Source organism: Alcaligenes sp. WGS1538 (assembly GCF_043187505.1).
GTDB lineage: Bacteria > Pseudomonadota > Gammaproteobacteria > Burkholderiales > Burkholderiaceae_B > Alcaligenes.
This window is the reverse complement of record NZ_CP171109.1, coordinates 369,338-392,709: the sequence shown is the minus strand read 5'-3', so window position 1 is coordinate 392,709 and position 23,372 is coordinate 369,338. Positions and strand designations below refer to the sequence as shown.

The window sequence follows — 23,372 nt, the reverse complement described above, 5'->3', positions numbered from 1 at the left end:
CGGCGACGTCCACGAAAAAGCCCGCTGTAAAGCGGGCTTTTTTCATGTTCCCGGGCAATGAGCCCGGGGCCCTGCGCCTAGTGCGCCCGGCACTGGGGCAAAGCCGTCAGGGACAGGCCCAGTTGCACGCGACGCTGCAGCCAGGGGCTGGCGCGATAGCGCATGTCGCCCGTCACCGCCTGCAAGTTGCGCAGCACATCGAGCAGGTCGGCCGCGCCCACGGCGTCGCCCATGGACAAGGGGCCGTTGTGCGGATAGCCCAGGCCCAGGCGCACGGCGGCGTCGATGTCCGAAGGCGTGGCGATCTGCTGCTGCGCGATGTCGCAGGCAATGTTCACGATGGTGGCCACCAGCCGCTGGGCCACGAAGCCGGCCGAATCCTCGATCACGCTGACGGCGGTGCCGTCGCGAGCCAGCAAGGCCCAGGCCTGGTCGCGCCATTGCGGCGCGGTCGCGGCCGAACACATCAGCACGCGACGGCGGCCCTGCTCCAGGCCGAACAAGGTGTCCAGGGCCACGCTGCGGGCCGGATCCAGGCCGTGGCGGGCCACCAGCGTGGCCACGTCCTCGCCATAGGGCGTCAGCAGGATCAGGGCGCCGGCGGGCGGATCGGCCTGTTCGGGCGCCAGCGTGGCGCCCAGGCGCTCGAGCAGCTCGCGCGCGCGCTCGTACCCTTGCGCATGGCAGGGCGCCACCCAGACGGGCGCGGCCTGCTCGACCACAGGCGCGGCAGGCTCGTCAGGAACCTGCTTCCTGCCCTCCACATAGGTGTAGAAGCCTTCCCCGTTCTTGCGGCCGAACAGCTTGCCGGCATGGCGGACCGCCGTGATGGGTGAAGGACGGAAGCGCGGCTCGTCGTAGAACTGGCGATAGATGGACTCCATCACCGGATGGGACACGTCCAGCGCGGTCAGGTCCAGCAGCTCGAAAGGCCCCATGCGGAACCCCGCCTGCTCGCGCATGATGGCGTCCACCTGGTAAAAGGGTGCGACGCATTCCTGGGCGATCTTCAGGCCCTCGATGTTCATGCCGCGCCCGGCGTGGTTGACGATGAAGCCGGGCATGTCCTTGGCGCGCACGGGCGTGTGCCCCATCTCGCGCGAGACCTGCATCAGGGCGTCGCCCACCTCGGGCCGTGTGCGCAGCCCGTCGATGACTTCCACCACCTTCATCAGGGGCACGGGATTGAAGAAGTGGTAGCCTGCCACGCGTTCCGGATGGCGGCAGGCCTGGGCGATGGCGGTGATGGACAGGGACGAGGTATTGGAGGCCAGCACGCAGTCGGGCGCGACGATGTCCTCCAGCTGCTGCAAGAGGCCCTGCTTGACGTCCAGCCGCTCCACGATCGCTTCCACGACCAGATCGGCGCCGGCCAGCGCCTGGAGGTCCGGGGCCACCTGCAGGCCCGCCTGGGCCGCCTGCACCTGTTCGGCGCTGAGCTTGCCCTTTTCCTGCAGCCGGTTCCAGACCGAGCGCAGGTCCGCCAGGGCAGCCTGCACGGAATCGGGGTTCACGTCGTACAGCAGCACCTGCTTGCCCGCCTGGGCGGCGATCTGGGCAATGCCGCGTCCCATGGCGCCGGCTCCGACGATGGCGATGGTTTGTATCTGTTTCATGTCTCGCAACCTGATCAATAAGCAATGAAAATATCGGCGCGCCGCCCCTAGTTGGACAGGACGGCGTCAATGTCTTCCGGCCCCAGCTCCAGCACCCGCGCCAGCACCTGGCGGGTATGCTCGCCCAGGCGCGGCGGCGCGCTGCGGTATTGGACCGGCGTGTCGGACAGGCGCAGGGGACTGGCCACCGAAGGCACGCTGTCGCCGTCCGGGCGCGGCAAGTCCAGGCGCAGGCCGCGCGCCTGCACCTGCGGATCCTCGTAGACCTGCGCCATGGTGTTGATGGGACCGGCCGGCACGCCCGCGGCCTCCAGGGCCTGCAGCCAAGCGTCGCGCGAACGGGTGCGCATGACCTGCGCCAGCAGCGGCACCAGCTCCTCGCGGTGCACCACCCGGCCCGCATTGCGCGCAAAGCGCGGGTCCTGGGCCCATTCGGGATGGCCCAGTTCCTGGGCGAAGCTGCGGAACTGGGCGTCGTTGCCCACCGCCACGATCAGGTGGCCGTCGCTGGCGGCGAACACCTGGTAGGGCACCAGGTTCTGGTGCGCGTTGCCGGGCCGCTGCGGCGCCTGTCCGGTTGCCAGGAAATTCATGTTCTGGTTGGCCATCATGGCCACCTGGCAATCGAGCAGGGCAATGTCCAGGTGCTGGCCCAGGCCGCTGCGCTGACGCTCCAGCACGGCCGCCAGGACGGCCACCGTGGCGTACATGCCGGTCATGACGTCCGCGACAGCGACGCCCGCCTTCTGCGGTTCGCCGCCGGGCTCGCCCGTCAGGGACATCAGGCCGCCCAGGCCCTGGATCATGAAGTCGTAGCCGGGCCGGGCCGCATAGGGCCCGGTCTGCCCGAAGCCGGTGATGGAGCAATAGATCAGGCCCGGGTTGAGCGCCTTGAGCGACTCGTAGTCCAGCCCGTATTTCTTCAGCCCGCCCACCTTGAAGTTCTCCACCAGGATGTCGCTGCGGGCCGCCAAGCGGCGCGCCAGGTCGGCGCCCGCCGGGGTGGCGATGTCCAGGGCGACGGATTCCTTGTTGCGGTTGGCGGCGCCGAAATAGGCGGCGTCGGCCGTGTCCGCCCCGTGGGCGTCTTTCAGGTACGGAGGCCCCCAGCCGCGGGTGTCGTCCCCCGCGCCGGGGCGCTCGATCTTGATGACTTCAGCGCCCAGGTCCGCCAGGTTCTGGGTGCACCAGGGCCCGGCCAGCACGCGCGTCAGGTCCAGCACGCGCAATCCGGCCAGGGGGGAGGTTCGTACGGTCGTGGTCATAAAAAAGCAGCGATCCAGTTAAGCGTTCAATTCTGCATCATTGAAGACAGTCCGGCGTGCGGACAGGTCAAAATGCTCATGCAATGGTCGTTTCGCCACCGGCGCTCGTTGGCGAAGCCGTCTGCGCGCAGGCGCTGAAAACCATCCTAGAATAGCCACAATAGATGGTCAGCGGCAGATGTTCCTCAGGACCTGCTCAATGTCTTTTCATGGCGACCGTTGCTCCTGCCAGTCTGCGGATGCAAGGCGCAGGCGGGCTGCCAGCCCGGCAGGCATCACGAAAAGACATTGAACAGGTTCTTAAAACCCCGCTCAGGCTTGCCGGCGGGGCGCGTATTCCGTTTCCAGGAGACCCGGCTCATGCCTTCGACCTTGACCCAGCAGCTCTACCAGTCCCTGTCCCTGCCCGTCATGGCGGCGCCCATGTTCATCGTGTCCTGCCCGGCGCTGGTCATCGCCCAGTGCGCCAGCGGCATCATAGGCTCGGTGCCCGCCCTGAACGCGCGGCCCCAGGAACGCCTCAAGGACTGGCTGGACGAGATCGACGCCGCCCTGGCCGACCTGCGCGAGCGGCATCCCGAGCGCCGCATCGCCCCCTACGCCATCAACCACATCATCCACCAGTCCAACGACAGGCTGGAGCAGGACCTGGCGGTCTGCGCCGACCATCGCGTGCCGCTGGTCATCACCAGCCTGCGCGCGCCCCAGGAAATCGTCCCGCAGGTGCACGCCTGGGGCGGCAAGGTCTTTCACGACGTCACCACCTTGCGGCACGCGGAAAAAGCCCTGGAGGCCGGCGTGGACGGCCTGATCGTGGTCGCCGCCGGCGCCGGCGGCCATGCCGGCACGCTCAGCCCCTTCGTGCTGGTCAACGAGATCCGCCGCATCTTCGACGGCCCCATCGCCCTGTCCGGCGCCATGACGCGCGGGCACGACATCCTGGCCGCGCAGGCCATGGGCGCCGACCTGGCCTACATCGGCACGCGCTTCATCGCCAGCACCGAGGCCAACGCCTCCGAGGAATACAAGAACATGATCGTGCGCGGCCGCGCCGCCGACATCGTCTACACGCCTTTCTTCACCGGCATACCGGGCAACTACCTGAAGGACAGCATACGCGCCGCCGGCCTGGATCCGGAACGCCTGGACCCGGAACACGCGGCCAACACGAACTTCGGTTCGGGCCTGAGCAAGGCCTGGCGCGACATCTGGGGGGCCGGCCAGGGCATAGGCGGCATCGACGCCGTGCAGCCCACGGCCGACATCGTGGCCCAGCTGCAGGCCGAGTACCGGCAGGCCCGGCAGGCACTGCTGGACTCCCCCTTTTCCTGACCCGTCCGCAGGAGACCGTCATGATACGCACCCATATTGCCGAACACTGGCTGGAAATCACGCTGGACCGCCCCGAACGGCGCAACGCCCTGACCAACGCCATGTACGACGAGCTGGCCGAGCAGATCCGGCAGGCCGACCGGAACACCCAGTGGCGCGCCCTGATCCTGAACGGAGCCGGAGAGCATTTCTGCGCCGGCAACGACCTGTCCGAACTGTCCAGCGTGCGGACAGACGAGGAGCCGCCCGCCATCCGCTTCCTCAAGAGCCTGGTGCAGGCCGACATCCCCATCATCGTCGCCGTGGAGGGCCATGCGGTGGGCATAGGCGTCACGCTGCTGCTGCATGCGGACTTCGTCTTCGCCGCCCGCGACGCCCGGCTGCGCATGCCCTTCACCGCCCTGGGCCTGTGCCCGGAAGGCGCGTCCAGCCACCTTCTGGCCCAGATCGTGGGGCCGCGCCGGGCCAGCCAGTGGCTTCTCCAGTCGCAGGCCTTCACGGCCGAGCAGGCCATGCAGGACGGCCTGCTCACCGAACTCACCGATCCGGGCAACAGCCTGGAGGCGGCGCGCGCCTGCGCGCGTACGCTGGCCGAACAGCCGCCCCTGGCTCTGCGCGCCAGCAAAAGACTGCTGCGCGCGCCCCAGCGCCAGACCCTGCTGGAGGTGCTGGAACGAGAGCGCCAGCTCTTCCTGCAATTGCTGCAAAGCGACGAAGCCCGCCAGATCCTGGCGCAGATGGCGGCCCGCCGCAACCCGGGCTGAGCGGGAGCCGTTTTAGTTAAACCATCAAGCATCAATTCGGACCTGCGGCCGTGGCGCCACAGCCAAACCCTTGGCTGGCACGGCTTACGGGCAAATCGGGGGAGGCGGGAATTTTTTTTGCCCGATCGCAAAAAAATTCTTGCGCGAGAAAAAAAAAAGGCGGTATTTTATTTTTTGCGCTGCAACAAATGCAGCGCTTCACAACGTTCTTTGCGGATGCCCCCCCATGACAAAGTCCTGTCTCCCCCAAGCCCAAGGCTTGTACCACCCCGCCAATGAACACGACGCCTGCGGCGTCGGCTTTATTGCACACATCAAAGGCCAGGCGAGCCACGCCATCATCACCCAAGGCCTGAAAATCCTCGAAAACCTGGACCACCGCGGCGCAGTGGGAGCCGATCCCCTGATGGGCGACGGCGCAGGCATCCTCATCCAGATCCCCGACCAGTTGTACCGCGAAGAGATGGCGGCCCAGGGCGTGACCCTGCCGCCGCCCGGCGAATACGGCGTGGCCATGGTGTTCCTGCCCAAGGAGACCGCCTCGCGCCTGGCCTGCGAGCAGGAGCTGGAGCGCGCCGTGCGCGCCGAAGGGCAGGTGCTGCTGGGCTGGCGCGACGTGCCCGTGGACACCACCATGCCCATGTCGCCCACCGTCAAGGCCAATGAGCCTGTGATCCGCCAGCTGTTCATCGGCCGCGGCCCGGACGTCATGGTGCCCGACGCCCTGGAGCGCAAGCTGTACGTCATACGCAAGACCGCCAGCCATGCCATCCACCGCATGCAGCTGGCCCACGGACAGGAATACTTCGTGCCTTCGGCCTCGGTGCGCACCGTGGTCTACAAAGGCCTGCTGCTGGCCGACCAGGTCGGCCGCTATTACCGCGACCTGGCCGACACCCGCGCCTGTTCCGCCCTGGCGCTGGTGCACCAGCGCTTCTCCACCAACACCTTCCCCGCCTGGCCGCTGGCCCACCCCTACCGCCTGATCGCCCACAACGGCGAGATCAACACCGTGCAGGGCAACTTCAACTGGCTGCGCGCCCGCGAAGGCACCATGGAATCGGCCGTGCTGGGCGCCGACCTGCAAAAGCTCTACCCCATCGTCTACGAAGGCCAGTCGGACACGGCCACCTTCGACAACTGCCTGGAGCTGCTGGTGATGTCCGGCTACTCCCTGCCCCACGCCATGATGATCATGATGCCCGAGGCCTGGGAGCAGCACGCCGAAATGGACGAGAGCCGGCGCGCCTTCTACGAATACTACGCCGCGCAGATGGAGCCCTGGGACGGCCCGGCCGCCATGGCCTTCACCGACGGCCTGCAGATCGGCGCCCTGCTCGATCGCAATGGCCTGCGCCCGGCCCGCTACGTCATCACCGACGACGACATGATCGTGCTGGCCTCCGAGGCCGGCACCCTGCCCATACCCGAACACCGCATCGTCAAGAAATGGCGCCTGCAGCCGGGCAAGATGCTGCTCGTCGACCTGGAGCAGGGCCGCATCATAGCCGACGCCGAGATCAAGTCCCAGCTGGCCAACGCCCACCCCTACAAGCAGTGGATCGACCGCCTGCGCCTGCGCCTGGATTCGCTGCCGGGCGTGCCCGGCGTGCGCACCCAGCTGTCCGAGCGCGACCTGCTGGACCAGCAGCAGGCCTTCGGCTGGACCCAGGAAGACCTGAAGGTGGTGCTGCAGCCCATGGCCGGCAAAGGCGAGGAAGCCACCGGCTCCATGGGCAACGACGCCCCCCTGGCCGTGCTGTCCGACAAGCCCAAGACCTTCTACAACTATTTCCGCCAGTTGTTCGCCCAGGTCACCAACCCGCCCATCGATCCGATCCGCGAGCAGATGGTGATGTCGCTGGTGTCCTTCATCGGCCCCAAGCCCAACCTGCTGGACATCAACAACGTCAATCCGCCCCTGCGCCTGGAAGTGTCCCAGCCCATCCTGAGCCCGGCCGAGATGAACCAGATCCGCCGCGTGGAACAGGCCAGCAACGGCAAGTTCCGCAGCTTCGAGCTGGACATCACCTACCCGCGCGCGTGGGGCCGCGAAGGCATCGAAGCCAGCGTGGCCGCGCTGTGCGCCCGCGCGGCCGATGCCGTGCGCAGCGGCTACAACATCCTGATCATCACCGATCGCCGCATCGACGCCGAGCATGTCGCCATTCCGGCGCTGCTGGCCACCTCGGCCATCCACCAGCACCTGATCCGCGCCGGCCTGCGCACCCGCACCGGCCTGGTGGTGGAAACCGGTTCGGCCCGCGAAGTGCACCATTTCGCGCTGCTGGGCGGCTACGGCGCCGAAGCCATGCACCCCTGGCTGGCCTTCGAGACCCTGCAGCACCTGGCGCAGGACCCGGCCAGCGGCATTGCGGCGGCCACTGCGGAAAGCTACTACATCAAGGCCATCAACAAGGGCCTGTACAAGGTCATGTCCAAGATGGGCATCTCCACCTATATGTCCTACACCGGCGCGCAGATCTTCGAGGCCATAGGCCTGTCGCGCTCGCTGATCGACAAGTATTTCGTGGGCACCGCCTGTCCCATCGAGGGCATAGACATCTTCACCGTGGCCGAGGAGGCCCTGCGCCAGCACCAGGCCGCCTACGGCAACGACCCGGTGCTGCAGAACCAGCTGGAGGCGGGCGGCGAATACGCCGTGCGCGTGCGCGGCGAAGAACACATGTGGACGCCGGACTCCATCGCCAAGCTGCAGCATTCCACCCGCGCCAACAATTACGGCACCTACAAGGAATATGCGCGCCTGATCAATGACCAGAGCCGCCGCCACATGACGCTGCGCGGCCTGTTCGAATTCCGCCTGGATCCGGCGCGCGCCATCCCGCTGGACGAAGTCGAGCCCGCCAGCGAGATCGTCAAGCGCTTTGCGACCGGCGCCATGTCGCTGGGCTCCATCTCCACCGAAGCCCACGCCGTGCTGGCCGTGGCCATGAACCGCATCGGCGGCAAGTCCAACACCGGCGAAGGCGGCGAGGACGAGCGCCGCTACGAGCACGAGATGCAGCACGGCGCCAGCGGCATCCGCCAGGGCGACACGCTGGCCGGCATCCTGGGCGAGGACCGCGTGGTCGCCCACGTGGAGCTGCAGGAGAACGACTCCCTGCGCTCGCGCATCAAGCAGGTGGCCTCGGGCCGCTTCGGCGTCTCGGCCGAATACCTGTGCAGCGCCGACCAGATCCAGATCAAGATGGCCCAGGGCGCCAAGCCCGGCGAGGGCGGCCAGCTACCCGGCCACAAGGTGTCCGAGTACATCGCCAAGCTGCGCTATTCCGTGCCCGGCGTGGGCCTGATCTCGCCCCCGCCGCATCACGACATCTATTCCATCGAGGATCTGGCCCAGCTGATCCACGACCTGAAGAACGTCAACGCCAGCGCCGACATCTCGGTCAAGCTGGTCTCCAAGGTGGGCGTGGGCACGGTGGCGGCCGGCGTGGCCAAGGCCAAGGCCGACCACGTGGTGATCGCCGGCCATGACGGCGGCACCGGCGCCTCCCCCATCTCCTCCATCAAGCATGCCGGCACCCCCTGGGAGCTGGGCCTGGCCGAAACCCAGCAGACCCTGCTGCTGAACCGCCTGCGCAGCCGCATCCGCGTGCAGGCCGACGGCCAGATGAAGACCGGCCGCGACGTGGTCATAGGCGCGCTGCTGGGCGCGGACGAATTCGGCTTCGCCACCGCCCCGCTGGTCGTGGAAGGCTGCATCATGATGCGCAAGTGCCACCTGAACACCTGTCCGGTGGGCGTGGCCACGCAGGATCCCGTCCTGCGCCGCAAGTTCCAGGGCAAGCCCGAGCACGTGGTGAACTATTTCTTCTTCGTGGCCGAGGAAGTGCGCGAACTGATGGCCCAGTTGGGCGTGCGGCGCTTCGACGACATGGTCGGACGCAGCGACTGGCTGGACATGCGCGCCGGCGTGGAACACTGGAAAGCGCGCGGCCTGGACTTCTCGCGCCTGCTGCACCGCGTGGACACGGACGAGTCCCCGCGCCAGATCGGCGTGCAGGACCACGGCCTGGAGCACGCGCTGGACCTGCAGCTGATCGAACGCAGCGCCGTCACCCTGAACGAAGGCAAGCCGCTGTCCTTCATCACCCCGGTGCGCAACCGCAACCGCAGCGTGGGCGCCATGCTTTCGGGCGTGTTCACCAAGAAGTACGGCCACCGCGGCCTGCCCGACGACACCCTGCACATCCAGTGCAACGGCACGGCAGGCCAAAGCTTCGGCGCCTTCCTGGCTCGCGGCATCACCCTGGACCTGGTGGGCGAGGCCAACGACTACGTGGGCAAGGGCCTGTCGGGCGGCCGCATCATCGTGCGCTCCCCCAATGACTTCCGCGGCTACGGACCCGAGCACATCATCGTGGGCAATACCGTCCTGTACGGCGCCCTGGCCGGCTCGGCCTACTTCAACGGCGTGGCCGGCGAACGCTTCGCCGTGCGCAACTCCGGCGCCAGCGCGGTGGTCGAAGGCGTGGGCGACCACGGCTGCGAATACATGACCGGCGGCACCGTGGTGGTGCTGGGCCAGGTGGGCCGCAACTTCGCGGCCGGCATGTCCGGCGGCGTGGCCTATGTCTGGGATCCGGAGCGCCGCCTGCAATTGCGCTGCAATCCCGGCATGGTGGACCTGGAGCCGGTGCTGAGCAAGGCCGATCAGGAAATGCAGAGCGACATCTCCAGCTGGCACAGCCGCAGCCCGGACACGGGCCGGCAGACGGACGAAGCCATTCTGCGCGGCCTGATCGAGGACCACTTCCGCGCCACCGGCAGCTTCCAGGCGCGCGAGCTGCTCAGCGACTGGGACAGCGCCCGCCAGCAGTTCGTGAAAGTGATTCCGCGCGAGTACCGCCGCGCGCTGACCGAGCTGTGGCAGCCGCCGCAGGAGGCGCCCGCGCAGGACAAGCCCGCCCGCAAGAGCAGCAAAACCCGCAGTTCGGCTTCGGCCTGAACCCTTCCCATCACCATCAGGAAACGGAAACATCATGGGAAAGACCACTGGATTTCTTGAGTACCAACGTTTGCAGGAAGCGGTCGAGGCGCCCCTGACGCGGGTCAAGCACTGGAAGGAATTCGTCCAGGCCCTGGACGACAAGCAGGCGGGCGTGCAGGCGGCCCGCTGCATGGACTGCGGCATCCCCTTCTGCCACAACGGCTGCCCGGTGAACAACATCATTCCGGACTGGAACGATCTGGTCTACCGGCAGCAGTGGCGGCAGGCGCTGGATGTCCTGCACTCCACCAACAACTTCCCCGAAGTCACCGGCCGCATCTGCCCGGCGCCCTGCGAGGCGGCCTGTACGCTGAACATCGACCGCATGCCGGTGGGCATCAAGTCCATCGAGCACGCCATCATCGACAAGGGCTGGGAGAACGGCTGGGTCGTGCCCCAGCCGCCCAGCCAGAAGACCGGCAAGCGCGTGGCCGTCGTCGGCTCCGGACCGGCGGGCCTGGCCTGCGCCCAGCAGTTGGCGCGCGTCGGCCACCAGGTCACGGTGTTCGAAAAGAGCGACCGTATCGGCGGCCTGATGCGCTACGGCATCCCCGACTTCAAGCTGGACAAGCACCTGCTGGACCGCCGCATCGCCCAGATGGAAGCCGAAGGCGTGGAATTTCGCCCGTCCACCTATATAGGCCGGGCCGAGGACGCGGCCGCCCGCGAGCCGGGCCTGACGGTGCTCTCGTCCGCAGACCTGGATCAGCAGTTCGACGCCATCGTGCTGGCCGGCGGCGCCGAGACCCCCCGCATGCTGGATGTGCCCGGCAGCGAGCTGGACGGCGTGCATCCGGCCATGGATTTTCTGCGCATCCAGAACAAGCAGGTGGCCGGCGACCGCGGCAAGCCCGCCATCAGCGCCAAGGACAAGCACGTCATCGTGATCGGCGGCGGGGACACCGGCTCGGACTGCGTGGGCACCAGCAATCGCCAGGGCGCCAAGTCCGTGACCCAGTTCGAACTGATGCCGCGTCCGCCCGAGCAGGAGAACACCGCCCTGGTCTGGCCCTACTGGCCTGCCAAGCTGCGCACGTCCTCGTCCCACGAGGAAGGCTGCGAGCGCGACTGGGCCGTCAGCACCGTGGGCCTGGACGGCAAGGACGGCCAGGTCCGGCAGCTGCGCGCCGTGCGCGTGCAATGGCAGACCGACCCCGAGACCGGCCGCATGAGCATGGCGCCCGTGGAAGGTTCGGAGATGACCTTCCCCGCCGACCTGGTGCTGCTGGCCATGGGCTTTGTCTCGCCCGTGCGCCAGGTGCTGGACGCCTTCGAACTGCAGCCCGACGGACGCGGCAACGTGGCCGCCAGCACCGAGGACTACCAGACCGGCCGCGCCAAGGTCTTTGCCGCCGGCGACATGCGCCGCGGCCAGTCGCTGATCGTCTGGGCCATCCGCGAAGGCCGCCAATGCGCGCGCTCAGTGGACCAGTTCCTGATGGGCAGCTCCACCCTGCCGCGCTGACCTGGCCTCATCCCGCCTCGAGAACCCGTCCGCATTGCGGGCGGGTTTTTTTGTCCGGACTGGTATTTCCACGCAGGACAATCGCTGCCTTGCGTCGTAGCCCCGCGCGCTGAAAACCCGCATGCTGGCGACTGTGCTTTGCGAGGCTTTCATGAATGTGCAGGACAGTTGCTACCGCCGGCTTTTTTCTCATCGCGTGCTGCTCCAGGCCCTGGCAAGAGCCGTCCTTGCGGGTCCTCTCCTGCAGCGCTGGCGGTTGGATCAGGCACAGCCTGCCTCGCCAGTCTATGTCGGCCCCGACCTGCAGAACCGCCAAGCCGATCTGGTCTGGAACATTCCTGCGCGGCAGTGCGGACAGAATCCCATCGCGCTGCTGATCGAACACCAGTCCCAGCCGGACCATGCCATGCCGCTGCGCATGCTTACCTATACCGTGCTGCACTATCAGGCCTTGCAGCGCGCCTATCCCCGCCGCAAGGAAAAACTGCCCTGGCTGCTGCCTGTCATCCCCTATAGCGGCCGGCGCCCCTGGCCCCAGCCTGTCCGCATCCAGAATCTGATCGATGCAGCACCAAGTCCGTGGCTGGAGTGCCACAGGCCCCGGCAAGATATTTTGCTTTTCGACCAGAAAAAACAGGTCCTTACAGGCTTATTGCCGCCTGAAGATCCATTGATGCTGATTTGCCAAATGGAGCACAACCAGGGCCTGGTTCATCTAGCGGACTTGCTGCACACTGTTCATTGCACCCTTCCCGACCCGTGCCTGCAGCGAGACCTGGCAATCTGGGTCAACCGCGTGCTCCTGCCCCGCCATCTCCCCCACTTGACTCTGCCTCGTTTTGACCAACTGCTGGAGATCCAAGCCATGCTCATCGATCATTCATATTCCTGGACTCATCAATGGCTGGCGCAAGGACGGCAGCAAGGCATTCAGAAAGGTATACAAGTAGGACGACTACAATCGCACCGTTCGTTGCTCAGCCGCCAGATGCGCCATAAATTCGGCCGTCTTTCCCAAGCCCATTGGGAGCTGCTCGCCCAGGCCGATCTGGCCCAGTTGCAGGCCTGGAGCATCCGGCTGCTGCAGGCTCAAACCTTGGAAGAGGTCTTCAGCCCGTCTCCTGACCGTTCAACAAAACCTCGGTTTTGAGCAGGCCCCCCCGGCGATGCGCATGCGGCCGGCTTTATCGCCCCGCCCTCTTGGCGTCATCTGACGTTTTCCTGAGCCGACGCGCATCAGCCTGGCGCCATCGGCGCGGCAAGGCATGACTGACTGACTGACTGACTGACTGACTGACTGACTGACTGACTGACTGATAATCAAGTTCATGATTTCTGGTTATTTTTTCATGAAACCTAGGGTTTTCCCTAAAAAACCACAACCCTAGGGCCACCTAGGGTTTACCCTTGCTTTAACCCTAGGGAAAACCCTATAATGAAATCTCTTTCAGTCAGACCTTCACCATAAAGGCAAACGAAATGTCTACCATGACCACTTACTCGCACTACATCCACTGGAGTGACGCTGTTGAGCGTGGGGTTATGCAGCATGCCCTGGAAAACGGTGAATCCGTGTCTCTCGTAGCGCTGACCAAGGAAGGCTCGTCGCTGATCTCCCGCGCCGCGCGTAGTGTGTTCAACTATCTCGTCAGCGTTACCCGTGCATTGGACGAAGCCCGCATCCGCGACGCTCGCATGTCGGCCTGCTACTGGTAATCCACGCAACACCGCTGTACACCGCAACCAGATCATCGGTTGATGTTGAAAAGCCTGCTGATTCAGCAGGCTTTTGTTTTTTCCGGACCTAAGTCCTGTTGAGCAGGTTCTTGAGCATGTCCAGGCGTTGCTTGGGGCTCATGGCCGCCTGAGCCGGATCTTCCTGGGCGGCGGGTTCCTCTATTTTCATTTCGTCCACGAAGCGCGAGCGCTCGCGCACCAGGTTCTCCCGGGCGCGGCGGCGCTTCTTGCACCAGGTCAGGCGCAGGCTGCGCTGGGCTCGCGTGATGCCCACGTACATCAGGCGGCGCTCTTCCTGGATGCGCTGCGCCAGGACCTCGGCTTCGCGCTCCGGCGCGATGTCCTCGTCATCCCGCCCCACGTGCGGCAGCAAGCCCTCTTCCACGCCCACCAGAAACACATGCGGATACTCCAGACCCTTGGAGGCGTGCAGCGTAGACAGCTTGACCGCATCGGGGTCTTCGTCCTCGCCGCGCTCCAGCATGGTGATGAGCGCCACGCGCTGGACCAGGTCGTTCAGGCTGAGCTGGTCATCCAGCGCCTTGGCCTTGAGCCAGGTGAGCAGTTCCAGCACGTTTTCCCAACGGGTCTGGGCGGGGCGCTCATCGAACATGTCGTACAGATAGCGTTCGTAGTCGATGGCCCGCAGCAACTCGCCCAGCAGTTCGCTGACGGCGGTTTCATGTTCTTCCAAATCGCTGTCCACCCGGTCGGCCCGTTGCTGGATGCGCTGGATGAACTGGGCGAAGACCTGCAAGGGTTCGAGCTGGCGCTCCGGCAGGCGATCGGTCAGGGCGATCTGGAAGACGGCGGCGAACAGGGACAGTTTCTGTTCGGCGGCGAACTGGCCCAGCACCTGCAAAGTGGCCTGCCCGATGCCGCGCCGCGGCGTGGTGGCCGCGCGGATGAAGGCCGGATCGTCCTCGTCGTTGGCGATCAGGCGCAGATAGGCCAGGATGTCGCGCACCTCGGCCTTGTCGAAAAAGCTTTGGCCGCCCGAGATCGTATAGGGGATGCGCAGATTGCGCAGGGCCTGCTCGAATACGCGCGCCTGGTGGTTGCCGCGATACAGGATGGCGAAGTCGCGCCATTGCGCCTGGCGCTCGAAGCGTTCGGCCGACAGGCGTATGGCCACCGATTCGGCCTCGGCCTGTTCGTCGTCGGCGGCGCTGACCTGGATGGGCTCGCCATAACCCAGGTCCGACCAGAGCTTCTTGCCGAACACCACCGGATTGTTGCCGATGACATTGTTGGCGGCGTGCAGGATGCGCTGCACGGAACGGTAGTTCTGCTCCAGCTTGATGACGCGCAGCGTCGGGTAATCGGTAGGCAGCTGGGCCAGGTTTTCCACCGTGGCGCCGCGCCAGGCGTAGATGGCCTGATCGTCGTCGCCCACCACGGTGAACATGGCGCGCTGCCCGGTCAGGCTGCGCACCAGCCGGTACTGGCACAGATTGGTGTCCTGGTATTCATCCACCAGCAGGTACTGCACCCGGTGCTGCCAGCGTTCGCGCACCTCGGGATTTTCTTCCATCAGTTGGGCGGGCAGGCGGATCAGGTCATCGAAATCCACCGACTGATAGGCGATCAGGGTGGCGGCGTAGCTGCGGTAGACCCGGGCGGCCTCGATCTGGCTGGGCGAGCTGGCGGCGCGCTCGGCCTCGTCCGGACCCATCAGGGCGTTCTTCCACAGGGAAATTTCCTGCTGCACGGCTTTCAGGCGCGCCTTGTCGGTCGTGGCCAGCAGTTCCTGGATGATGGCCAGCGCGTCGTTCGAATCCAGGATGGAAAAGCGCGGCTTCAGGCCCACATGCTGAGCTTCTTCGCGCAGCATGCGCAGGCCCAGCGAGTGGAACGTGCTGACGGTCAGGCCGCGCAGCAGCTTGGGGTCCACCAGGGCCCGGATGCGCTCGTTCATCTCGCGCGCCGCCTTGTTGGTGAAGGTGAGCGCCACCACCTGCCGGCCGCTGTAGCCGCATTCGCGCAGCAGATAGGCGATCTTCTGGGTGATCACCCGCGTCTTGCCGCTGCCCGCGCCCGCCAGGACCAGGCAGGGCCCGTCCATGTAGAGCACCGCCTGGCGCTGCATGGCGTTCAGGTCGGTGGGAACCGTGTGACCGGGCGTGGGCAATGGGTTGGACATTTAGGGCCTGCCAATACTATTCAAGGAGCTCGCGTTCGAGCCAAAGCGGATTGGGTGCAAGGCGCCCGCCGCAGCAAGGCCGGATGCCTTGAAAGGATGGGCAAGGCAAAGAACGGTCCGCTCTGGCTCGAACCCTTCGGGCAGGCATGAAAGCCCCTTCCACTCGGTGTTGCACATCTTGTGCGTATCGACATACGCACCACGACGTACGCCTTGATTGAAAGGGGCTTTCATGCCTTCGCGCCTCCTTGAATAATGTTGACAGGCCCTAGATTTCAAGCGGATCGACTTCGATGGTGATGCGGATTTTCTGCTGTCGGGCCAGTTCCGCGACCCGGGGCGCCCAATGGCGCACGAATGCCTGCAAGGCCGGCCTGTGCACGCTTTCCAGGAGCAGCTGGGCGCGTTCCACCCTGGCCACCCGCACCACGCGCAACGGTACAGGATCATACAGGAAGACCTGGTCGGCGCCGGGATAATCCTGGGGATGTTCTTCAGGCAGGCGGCGCGCCTGCGTCAGCAGGCGTATGGCGTCGGCCAGTTGGGCCGCCTCGGCGGACAGCAGCACCTGATAGGCGAAAGGCGGCAGGCCCACGGACTCGCGCTCGGAGAGGGCCGCCTGGGCGAAGCCGATGTAATCGTGACGCACCAGGCTCTGGTAGACGGCCTGCTCCGGGTAGCCGGTCTGGATGATGACGTCCGCGCCTTCCGTGTGGCGGCCGGCGCGGCCGGCTACCTGCATCAACTGGGCGAACAGGCGCTCCGGCGCGCGGAAATCGTGGGCGAACAGGGTGGCGTCGGCATTGAGCACGCCCACCACGCTGAGCCGGGTGAAGTCATGCCCCTTGGCCACCATCTGCGTGCCCACCATGATGTCGACCGCGCCCGCGTGCACCTGCTCGAACAACTGCTGGGCGCTGCCCTTCAGGCGCGTGCTGTCGGCATCGATGCGGGCGATGCGCGCCGACGGGAAATGTTCGCCCAGGAACTCCTCGATGCGCTGCGTGCCCCTGCCCATGGGCTGCAGGTCCTGGTCGCCGCAATCGGGGCAGGCGCGCGGGACCGGCGCCTGGTAGCCGCAATGGTGGCATTGCAGATTATGGCGATAGCCCGATTGCCGATGCAGCACGGTATACACCGTGCAGCGCGGGCATTGCGACAGCCAGCCGCAGGAGGCGCAATGCAGCACAGGCGCATAGCCGCGCCGATTGATGAACACCAGAGACTGTTCGCCCCGGTCCAGGCAGGCCTCCAGCGCATCGAGCAATTGCGGTGAAAAGCCCGATTCCAGGCGCAGGCGGCGCGTGTCCACCAGCCGCACCCGGGGCAGCGACACGGCCCGCGCGCGGTTGGGCAGGCTGAGCAGCGCGTAGCGCCCCTGGCGGGCATGATTCCAACTTTCCAGAGAGGGCGTGGCCGAACCCAGCACCACCGGGATCTTCAGGTCATGGCCGCGCCAGACGGCCAGGTCGCGCGCCGAGTAGCGCAAGCCGTCCTGCTGCTTGTAGGACGTGTCGTGTTCTTCGTCCACGATGATCAGGCCCAGTTCGGGCATGGGCGTGAAGATGGACAGGCGCGTCCCCAGCAGGATGCGCGCCTGGCCGCTGGCCACCCGCAGCCAGGCGCGCAGCCGATCGCCTTCGGACAGGCCGCTGTGCAGCACCGCCAGCACGTCGCCCGGCAGCACGCGCGCCAGACGGGCGCGCAGCACCTGCTCGAACTGGGGCGTCAGATTGATCTCCGGCACCATGAACAGCACCTGGCGGCCCGCCGCCAGCACCTGTTCCAGCGCGCGCATATAGACTTCCGTCTTGCCGCTGCCGGTGACGCCGTGCAGCAGTACGCAGCCGCCCTCGCCCGCGGCCAGGATGCCGTCCACCGCCGCCTGTTGCTCGGGATTCAGCGTGGGCAGCAGGTCGGGGTCGACGGGCTCGACCTGGCGCGGCTTGCGCTTGGCCATGCGGCGCACCGGGCCGCCCGCGGAGCGCTTGCCCAGATAGGCGGAAGGCTTGCGCAGCGGTCCGGGCAGCGCCGGCATCATGACCTCGCCCAGAGGGCGGTGATAGTACGCGGCGGCGAAACGCGCCATGCGCAGCCAGTCGGGCGGGAAAGGCGGCAGATCGTCCAGGACCTGATCGATGGGCTTGACCTGCTCGGGCGGGTAGGAAGGCTGCTGCGGCAGGGCGACCACCACGCCTATCATCTGGCGCCGTCCGAAGGTGACGATGACCCTCTGGCCGACCTGCACCGCATCGGCATGCTGGTAGTCGAAGACCCCGTCCAGGGGCACGTCCAGCGCGACGTGCAGCCAGCAGGGTCCTTCGGCGCGTTCAGTAGCCGGGGAAGGGATGGCGGCGGGATCGGCAGTCATGGAATGACCCTGGTAGAGAGGCGAAAAAGGCTGAAAGCCTGATAACTCAAGGCCTTACAGAACTGTGGATAACTTTGGGGAAAATGAGATGAATAAACTGGGAAAAGATGCAAGCACAGATACAATTTAATTGCCCGGATCATTGATTTTCAGTAAAAACTATAAATATCAATAAGTTATTGGCTAATATTAAAATCAAATCTGGAATGCAGGTGTATCGTGGCGGGTCGACAAGGTGTGCATAACCCTGGCTCGCCGCCGCCAGGGGGGCGGCGAGCCAGGTCCGTCAGGCGCCGTGGAAGCGGCTGCTGTAGGAATGCACTTCGTCGACCAGGATGCCGACGGCCTCGGGGTCCGTGAAGCGCGAAATGCCGTGGCCGAAGTTGAACACATGGCCGCCTTGCCTCACTGGGCCGAAGTCCTCCAGCACGCGCCGGGCCTCCGAACGGATGGCGGCTTCGCCGCCGAACATGGTCATGGGGTCCAGGTTGCCCTGGAAGGCCACCTTGTCCTGGACGCGGGCGCGGGCGCGCGTCAGGTTGACGGTCCAGTCCACGCCCACGGCGTCGGCGCCGCAGGCGGCGATGTCTTCCAGCCATTGGCCGCCGCCCTTGGTGAACACGATGATGGGCACGCGGCGACCGTCATGCTCGCGGATCAGGCCGTCCACCACCTGGCGGGTGTACTGCAGGGAGAACTGCTGGAACAGGGAGTCGGACAGCACGCCGCCCCAGCTGTCGAACAGCATGACGGCCTGGGCGCCGGCGCGGATCTGGGCGTTCAGGTATTGCTGCGTGGTGCGGGCGTTGATCTCCAGCATGCGGTGCATGAGGTCCGGACGCTGGTACAGCATGCTCTTGACCAGGCGGTAGTCGTCCGACCCCTGGCCTTCCACCATGTAGCAGGCGATGGTCCAGGGGCTGCCGGCAAAGCCGATGAGCGGCACCTTGCCGTCCAGCTCCTTGCGGATCAGGGACACGGCGTCGAACACGTACTGCAGCTTGCCCAGGTCAGGGACTTCCAGGGCCTGCACGTCGGCTTCGGTGCGCACGGGGCGGGCGAAGCGCGGCCCTTCGCCGGCCACGAAATCCAGGCCCAGGCCCATGGCGTCGGGCACGGTGAGGATGTCCGAGAACAGGATGGCGGCGTCCAGCCCGAAGCGGCGCAAGGGCTGCAGCGTGACTTCGCAGGCGAATTCGGGATTCTGTGCCAGCCCCATGAACGATCCGGCCTGCGCGCGCGTGGCGTTGTATTCAGGCAGGTAGCGGCCCGCCTGGCGCATCAGCCAGATGGGCGTATAAGGAACAGGTTCACGCAGCAGCGAACGCAGCAAGACATCGTTTTTCAGTTGAGGTAAAGACACGGCAATCCCTATTCAAAAATGCCTGTTGATTTTAACCATCGTGTTCTTCGTTTGGGTTTGACGCGGATCGAAAGCGCGAGGCATCGATGTGGTGCTTGCGCATCAGGGCCCAGAAAGCACGCCGGTGCTTTTGCGCGGAGCGGGCCGCCATGGCGATGTTGCCGCTGTGGCGGTCGAGGGCGGCGTGGATATAGGCCTGCTCGAAGCGGGCGACGATCCGCCCCTTGGCTTCCTTGAAGGATTCCTGGCTGCACGCATAGCGCGACGCCACGGCCGCCGCGTAGGCGTCCAGGGTGGTGCCTTCCTGCTGCAGGATGGTCTGCGACAGGCGCTGCTCCGTCGGGCCGGGGTGCAAGACCAGATCCTGGCACTCCTGCACCCTATAGTGTAGCCGACCCGGCTGCCGCGGTTCAGTCACGCCCGGCGGCCCGGCGTACAGGCGATGGCGATTGATGCGGGCGCGCAGGTCTTCCAGGCACAAGGGTTCGCGCACATAGTCGGCCAGGCCCAGCTGCAGCAGGTCCAGGAGCGCGGCCGCCTTGATGTGGCGCACCAGGCCGAAGACGGGTATGGGCAGGCTTGCCTGCGCGGCCGACAGGGCCCGGCGGGTGCTGGCCAATGTGGCTTCCTCGATGGGGATGAGACAGGCGTCGAAGCGCAGCAGCAGGGCCGAGGAGCGGCGCAGGAACAGATAGTCCTGGTCGGGATGGGGTGCGGGCGGGGCCAGCAGCGCGTGCAGTTGCAGGCGTTCGCAGGCCGGGGTCGCAGCCAGCAGATCGTCGGCCCAGCCGGGGCGGGTATGGAGAAGGACGCAGTCCAGATGATGACGCATGGGGGCATTCCTTGAGACGGCGGGCGGGCCACGCCGGCCGCCCGATTCATGTCTTCTAGGATAGGGAGCGCCACCTGTCGGAAACAGTCGGAATTCTGTCTACGTAACTTTACTTACTCGGCCCCGATCCGGGAGCGCCGCCACTCCGTGGGCGAGACCCCGAAGCGGCGCCGGAAAGCATGGCTGAACACCGCGGCGTCGGAAAAGCCGACCTGCCAGGCCAGTTCGCTGATCTGGCGCCCCGGATTGCCATCGGCCAGCATCTGGCAGGCCCGCTCCAGGCGGGCGGCCAGAATATAGTCGGCCGGCGCCTGGCCCTGCCGCTCGAACAGCTTGTACAGATAGCGGCGCGATATGCGGAACTGCGCGGCCAGCGCCTGGGCCGTCAGGCCCGGATCGCCCAGATGCGCCTGGATATGCTGCTGGATCTGCAGCAACTGGCCGCGCCGCACCTCGTCCAGGGCCGATTCCGTGGGCGCCGCACGCCCTTCGGCCAGGCTCAGGCCCATCATGCGGATCACGGTGTCCGACAGCTCGGCCAGCGCCGAGGCCGACAGACTGCCGCGCTCCTCCAGGCCCAGCCGCAGCATGTCCATCGCGATGCGGGCCGGCCCGGTGGCCGCGGTAAAGGACCGCGCCACCGCGTCGCGCAGCCAGGGCTGCCAGGACAGCAGGCGCTCCTCCTGGAACTGCAGCACCAGGAAGTGCGACCGGTCCTCCACCGAGACTTCGTAGGGCCGGGTGGTGTCGTAGATGCCCCATTGCCCGGCCTGCAGCACGCTGCGGCGATTGTCCTGCTCGATCTGGCTGCTGCCGCTCAATTGCAGCGTCACCTTGTACAGGGCCTGCTCGGACTGGCTGGCCAGGGCCTGCGTGCGGCGCACGCGCTGGGCGCTGGTGCGCAGTTCGGTGATGCCGACCGCGCCCAGCCGGTCGCTGGCGGCCAGGTTGCAGAAGCCGCGCCGCGAGGCCGGCTGGATCTCCAGCGGCACGAAATAATCGCACACCACCTCCTGCCAGGCCGCCAGGCTCTTGAAGGAGGAAGAAGGAGTGCGCAATAACATGGACATTGCCTGAAGGCCGGATGCGGCCGCCGCCGTTGATCGGAACCGGGACGCGCCAGAGCGTCCCGCTGATTTTTTATAGCTTTAAAAAATTCAAGCGTCTACGGTCGTTAACCCGGCCTTTCAGCGTTCCATGGAGCCGTAGGTGTACGGCGCGGGCTCCAGCCCCATGTCCTGCAACTGCCGGGTCAAGGCGGTGCGCGCCTGCAGGACATCGTCAAAGCGCTGGCGGCGCGAGGCCCCGACCTCCGCGGACGTGAAGGGTTTGTAGTCCGGGGTGATGTCCTCGGGGCTGTACTTGGCCACGATCCAGTTCAGCACCCGGGCCAGTTCCGCATTGTCCAGCTGCGACTGGGCCGCGCCCGGCACCCGTATCATGTATTGCCGCCCGGCGGGCAGGCGCGTGAACAGCCCGATGGACTGGTTGAAATCCGGAATGCCGCGATGCGACAGGCCACGGCCGTCGTAGCGATGGCATCCCGCGCACTGCAGCATGTAGTCCTTGAAGGCCTGGGAGCTTTGCAGGTAGTCGCCCGTCCCCGTCATTTCCTCCTGGGCGTCCGCGAGCGGCGCCAGCGCCAGCAGCAGGGCGCTCCAACAGGCCAGGCGCAAACGTGTGAACACAGTCAATGCCTCCTTGTCGCCGGGCGCCCCGCAAGGCGTCCCGGCCCCTATCCGGCCCGCGGGCCTGTCAGTTCTTGGCCAGCCCCACCAGCACCGAGGTGGTGCAGTGGAACGTGCTGTTCTCGTTGGCCATGCACCAGTTGACGTCATTGTGCAGGAAGAACTCGTAGCCCGGCCGCTCGCGCGTCTGGGTATTGCACTGGCAGCGGCCGCAGGCCGTCTTGCCGCAGCAATCGTGGTAGCTGATCAGGTAGTCCTTGCCGTCATGCGGATTGTGGCAGGTGCCGATCCACGAAATGGGCGAAGGCGTGGAGCCGGGCGGGCAAGTGGTCGTGGTGCCGCCGCAGCAGGAACACAGAAAGCCGTCCACTGCGCAGTGACGCCAGTAATCGCAGGAGTTCAGTTCCTCCTCGCTGACCGAATCCAGGTCCAGGCTGGGGTGCCCGCCTCCCCCGCCGCCGGCGGCGCGGGCCACCGGCAGCACAGGCAGCACGAACGCCGAGCCCACCATCATCTTGCCCACGGTGCGCAGCATGCTGCGGCGCGACGCCTTGTGGGCTACCGAACGGGAGAAGGCCTCCCCGAATTTATCCAGCCAACGCATTGACGTTCTCCTTACGTGATATCTGCACTTCCTTCATGCCGGCGCCCGCGGCCAGGTACTCCTGGGCCGAGGCCACGCCCAGCTCCTTGGCGTTGAACAGGCTCTCGAGCTGCTCACGCGAATTGACCAGCCCCTTGGCCCGCACCACGCCGGCCTCGTCGATCAGCACGGCATAGGGCAGCTTGCTGATCTGGAAGCCCATGCCCAGCTGCGTGGACAGCACATAGGGGAAGGCGTCCAGCTGGGCCTTCTGATAAAAGGCCAGGTGCTCGGGCATTTCGCCGTCGCTGGCCAGCACGATGTCCACCCATTGACCTTCCGAGCCCTGGATGGACTTCAGGATGGGCAGCAGCTTCTTGCACACCGGGCAGGTGGGCGACATGAAGAAGATCAACTGGCTGCGGGGCCGCGCCACGCCCACCGACACGGGGCGCCCGCGCAGGTCCTGCAGCTCCAGCACCGGCGCGGCATCGCCCACCTGGGGTCCCTTGTCCATGGTCAGCGCGCCCATGGGCGCCACGCGTTCGTACAGCACGCCGATCTGGCGCGACAGGGCGAGCACGACCAGCACCAGCGCCAGCACGACCACCCACAGAATGACATTGGAAATCATCAAAGCTGTCATGTTTGTCTCCTAGGACTTCTGCATATTCTGGAATTTGAGATGCGACTCGATCACCTGGTTGGCCGCGTGGTACAGGCCCAGCAGCGCCAGCGTCGCGCCGAAAAAGGTCAGGCCGTCCACCCAGGCCAGCTCGCGCGAACTCTGGCCCGCCCAGCCGCCGCCGGCCAGCGCCAGCAGGGCCAGCAGCGCGTTGCGCCCCACCAGCCACCAGGACAGGCCGGCCGATGATTCGCCCAGGCCCGAGCAGCCGCAATCCACGTCGCGACGGCCGCGCAGCAGGTTCAGCACGATGCCGGCGGTAGCCACGGCCAGAACCGCCAGCGTCAGCACGGCGCCGGCCTGGCGGCTGGCCGGCCACAGCAGCAGGGGCGCCGCCAGGGCCTCGCCGGCCACGAAGGCCACGGAAAACGGCCGCAGCAGCGTTTCGGGCAGCAGGCGATAGCCGCCCACCGCCGCCTCGAACAGGCCGAAGTGGCGCAGCTTGTCCAGCGCCCCCAGCCCCATCAGCACCGCCAGGCAGGCGACGCTGGCGTAGATCAGGACCGGATCCATG

Annotated in this window: 17 protein-coding genes; 6 read left to right on the top strand and 11 right to left on the bottom strand. The window is 66.3% G+C overall.

What is annotated here, in order from left to right:
• Window positions 1–77: 77 nt before the first annotated feature.
• On the bottom strand, window positions 78–1,616 hold the full coding sequence (locus ACF3ND_RS01745) for a 3-hydroxyacyl-CoA dehydrogenase (RefSeq protein ID WP_394063667.1): 1,539 nt from the start codon (window positions 1,614–1,616) through the stop codon (window positions 78–80).
• 47 nt (window positions 1,617–1,663) lie between these two features.
• A complete protein-coding gene (locus ACF3ND_RS01740; protein ID WP_394063665.1) occupies window positions 1,664–2,881 on the bottom strand; it encodes a CaiB/BaiF CoA transferase family protein in 1,218 nt (405 codons plus the stop codon).
• A gap of 360 nt (window positions 2,882–3,241) precedes the next feature.
• On the opposite strand from ACF3ND_RS01740, the gene ACF3ND_RS01735 reads away from it, so the two are divergent.
• The 6 genes from ACF3ND_RS01735 to ACF3ND_RS01710 all read left to right on the top strand — a co-directional run bounded on the left by ACF3ND_RS01735 (window position 3,242) and on the right by ACF3ND_RS01710 (window position 13,172).
• Window positions 3,242–4,213, top strand: coding sequence for an NAD(P)H-dependent flavin oxidoreductase (locus ACF3ND_RS01735; protein WP_394063663.1), 972 nt, complete (start codon window positions 3,242–3,244; stop codon window positions 4,211–4,213).
• A gap of 20 nt (window positions 4,214–4,233) precedes the next feature.
• Window positions 4,234–4,977: an enoyl-CoA hydratase/isomerase family protein gene (locus tag ACF3ND_RS01730; RefSeq protein ID WP_394063661.1), complete on the top strand. Its 744-nt coding sequence runs from the start codon at window positions 4,234–4,236 to the stop codon at window positions 4,975–4,977.
• Window positions 4,978–5,203: 226 nt separating this feature from the next.
• A complete protein-coding gene (locus tag ACF3ND_RS01725; RefSeq protein WP_394063659.1) occupies window positions 5,204–9,949 on the top strand; it encodes a glutamate synthase-related protein in 4,746 nt (1,581 codons plus the stop codon).
• 34 nt (window positions 9,950–9,983) lie between these two features.
• Complete coding sequence (locus ACF3ND_RS01720; protein WP_394063657.1) at window positions 9,984–11,456, top strand: glutamate synthase subunit beta; 1,473 nt, start codon at window positions 9,984–9,986, stop codon at window positions 11,454–11,456.
• Between the two features lie 121 nt (window positions 11,457–11,577).
• The gene (locus ACF3ND_RS01715) at window positions 11,578–12,606 is read left to right on the top strand and encodes an Rpn family recombination-promoting nuclease/putative transposase (RefSeq protein ID WP_394063655.1); all 1,029 of its coding nucleotides are present in this window, start codon (window positions 11,578–11,580) and stop codon (window positions 12,604–12,606) included.
• A 329-nt stretch (window positions 12,607–12,935) separates the two neighbouring features.
• Complete coding sequence (locus ACF3ND_RS01710; RefSeq protein WP_394063653.1) at window positions 12,936–13,172, top strand: hypothetical protein; 237 nt, start codon at window positions 12,936–12,938, stop codon at window positions 13,170–13,172.
• Between the two features lie 88 nt (window positions 13,173–13,260).
• On the opposite strand, the gene ACF3ND_RS01705 is transcribed toward ACF3ND_RS01710, so the two are convergent.
• The 9 genes from ACF3ND_RS01705 to ACF3ND_RS01665 all read right to left on the bottom strand — a co-directional run bounded on the left by ACF3ND_RS01705 (window position 13,261) and on the right by ACF3ND_RS01665 (window position 23,371).
• A complete protein-coding gene (locus ACF3ND_RS01705) occupies window positions 13,261–15,336 on the bottom strand; it encodes a UvrD-helicase domain-containing protein (protein ID WP_394063652.1) in 2,076 nt (691 codons plus the stop codon).
• 268 nt (window positions 15,337–15,604) lie between these two features.
• Complete coding sequence (locus ACF3ND_RS01700) at window positions 15,605–17,707, bottom strand: primosomal protein N' (RefSeq protein WP_394063650.1); 2,103 nt, start codon at window positions 17,705–17,707, stop codon at window positions 15,605–15,607.
• Between the two features lie 286 nt (window positions 17,708–17,993).
• Entirely contained in the window at window positions 17,994–19,070 is a 1,077-nt protein-coding gene (gene hemE / locus ACF3ND_RS01695; RefSeq protein ID WP_394063648.1) for a uroporphyrinogen decarboxylase, read from the bottom strand.
• A 31-nt stretch (window positions 19,071–19,101) separates the two neighbouring features.
• The gene (locus ACF3ND_RS01690) at window positions 19,102–19,902 is read right to left on the bottom strand and encodes a hypothetical protein (RefSeq protein ID WP_394063646.1); all 801 of its coding nucleotides are present in this window, start codon (window positions 19,900–19,902) and stop codon (window positions 19,102–19,104) included.
• Window positions 19,903–20,015: 113 nt separating this feature from the next.
• Window positions 20,016–20,966 carry a helix-turn-helix domain-containing protein gene (locus ACF3ND_RS01685; RefSeq protein ID WP_394063644.1) on the bottom strand — a complete coding sequence of 317 codons (951 nt, stop codon included), beginning with the start codon at window positions 20,964–20,966 and terminating at the stop codon, window positions 20,016–20,018.
• A 123-nt stretch (window positions 20,967–21,089) separates the two neighbouring features.
• Complete coding sequence (locus tag ACF3ND_RS01680) at window positions 21,090–21,590, bottom strand: cytochrome C (RefSeq protein ID WP_394063642.1); 501 nt, start codon at window positions 21,588–21,590, stop codon at window positions 21,090–21,092.
• Window positions 21,591–21,657: 67 nt separating this feature from the next.
• Window positions 21,658–22,194, bottom strand: coding sequence for a methylamine dehydrogenase light chain (locus tag ACF3ND_RS01675; RefSeq protein WP_394063640.1), 537 nt, complete (start codon window positions 22,192–22,194; stop codon window positions 21,658–21,660).
• Entirely contained in the window at window positions 22,178–22,819 is a 642-nt protein-coding gene (gene mauD, locus ACF3ND_RS01670; protein WP_394063638.1) for a methylamine dehydrogenase accessory protein MauD, read from the bottom strand. The genes ACF3ND_RS01675 and mauD overlap by 17 nt, the downstream gene beginning before the upstream one ends.
• 9 nt (window positions 22,820–22,828) lie before the next feature.
• Window positions 22,829–23,371 carry a MauE/DoxX family redox-associated membrane protein gene (locus ACF3ND_RS01665; RefSeq protein WP_394063636.1) on the bottom strand — a complete coding sequence of 181 codons (543 nt, stop codon included), beginning with the start codon at window positions 23,369–23,371 and terminating at the stop codon, window positions 22,829–22,831.
• Window position 23,372: the final 1 nt, after the last annotated feature.

Bases quoted from the DNA above. Each gene is read 5' to 3' on its own strand.
- ACF3ND_RS01665 (WP_394063636.1), bottom strand. From the start codon at position 23,371: ATGGATCCGGTCCTGATCTACGCCAGCGTCGCCTGCCTGGCGGTGCTG.
- mauD (WP_394063638.1), bottom strand. From the start codon at position 22,819: ATGACAGCTTTGATGATTTCCAATGTCATTCTGTGGGTGGTCGTGCTG.
- ACF3ND_RS01725 (WP_394063659.1), top strand. From the start codon at position 5,204: ATGACAAAGTCCTGTCTCCCCCAAGCCCAAGGCTTGTACCACCCCGCC.
- ACF3ND_RS01710 (WP_394063653.1), top strand. From the start codon at position 12,936: ATGTCTACCATGACCACTTACTCGCACTACATCCACTGGAGTGACGCT.
- ACF3ND_RS01690 (WP_394063646.1), bottom strand. From the start codon at position 19,902: ATGCGTCATCATCTGGACTGCGTCCTTCTCCATACCCGCCCCGGCTGG.
- ACF3ND_RS01705 (WP_394063652.1), bottom strand. From the start codon at position 15,336: ATGTCCAACCCATTGCCCACGCCCGGTCACACGGTTCCCACCGACCTG.
- ACF3ND_RS01715 (WP_394063655.1), top strand. From the start codon at position 11,578: ATGCTGGCGACTGTGCTTTGCGAGGCTTTCATGAATGTGCAGGACAGT.
- ACF3ND_RS01720 (WP_394063657.1), top strand. From the start codon at position 9,984: ATGGGAAAGACCACTGGATTTCTTGAGTACCAACGTTTGCAGGAAGCG.
- ACF3ND_RS01700 (WP_394063650.1), bottom strand. From the start codon at position 17,707: ATGACTGCCGATCCCGCCGCCATCCCTTCCCCGGCTACTGAACGCGCC.
- ACF3ND_RS01730 (WP_394063661.1), top strand. From the start codon at position 4,234: ATGATACGCACCCATATTGCCGAACACTGGCTGGAAATCACGCTGGAC.
- ACF3ND_RS01740 (WP_394063665.1), bottom strand. From the start codon at position 2,881: ATGACCACGACCGTACGAACCTCCCCCCTGGCCGGATTGCGCGTGCTG.
- ACF3ND_RS01675 (WP_394063640.1), bottom strand. From the start codon at position 22,194: ATGCGTTGGCTGGATAAATTCGGGGAGGCCTTCTCCCGTTCGGTAGCC.
- ACF3ND_RS01735 (WP_394063663.1), top strand. From the start codon at position 3,242: ATGCCTTCGACCTTGACCCAGCAGCTCTACCAGTCCCTGTCCCTGCCC.
- ACF3ND_RS01685 (WP_394063644.1), bottom strand. From the start codon at position 20,966: ATGTTATTGCGCACTCCTTCTTCCTCCTTCAAGAGCCTGGCGGCCTGG.
- ACF3ND_RS01745 (WP_394063667.1), bottom strand. From the start codon at position 1,616: ATGAAACAGATACAAACCATCGCCATCGTCGGAGCCGGCGCCATGGGA.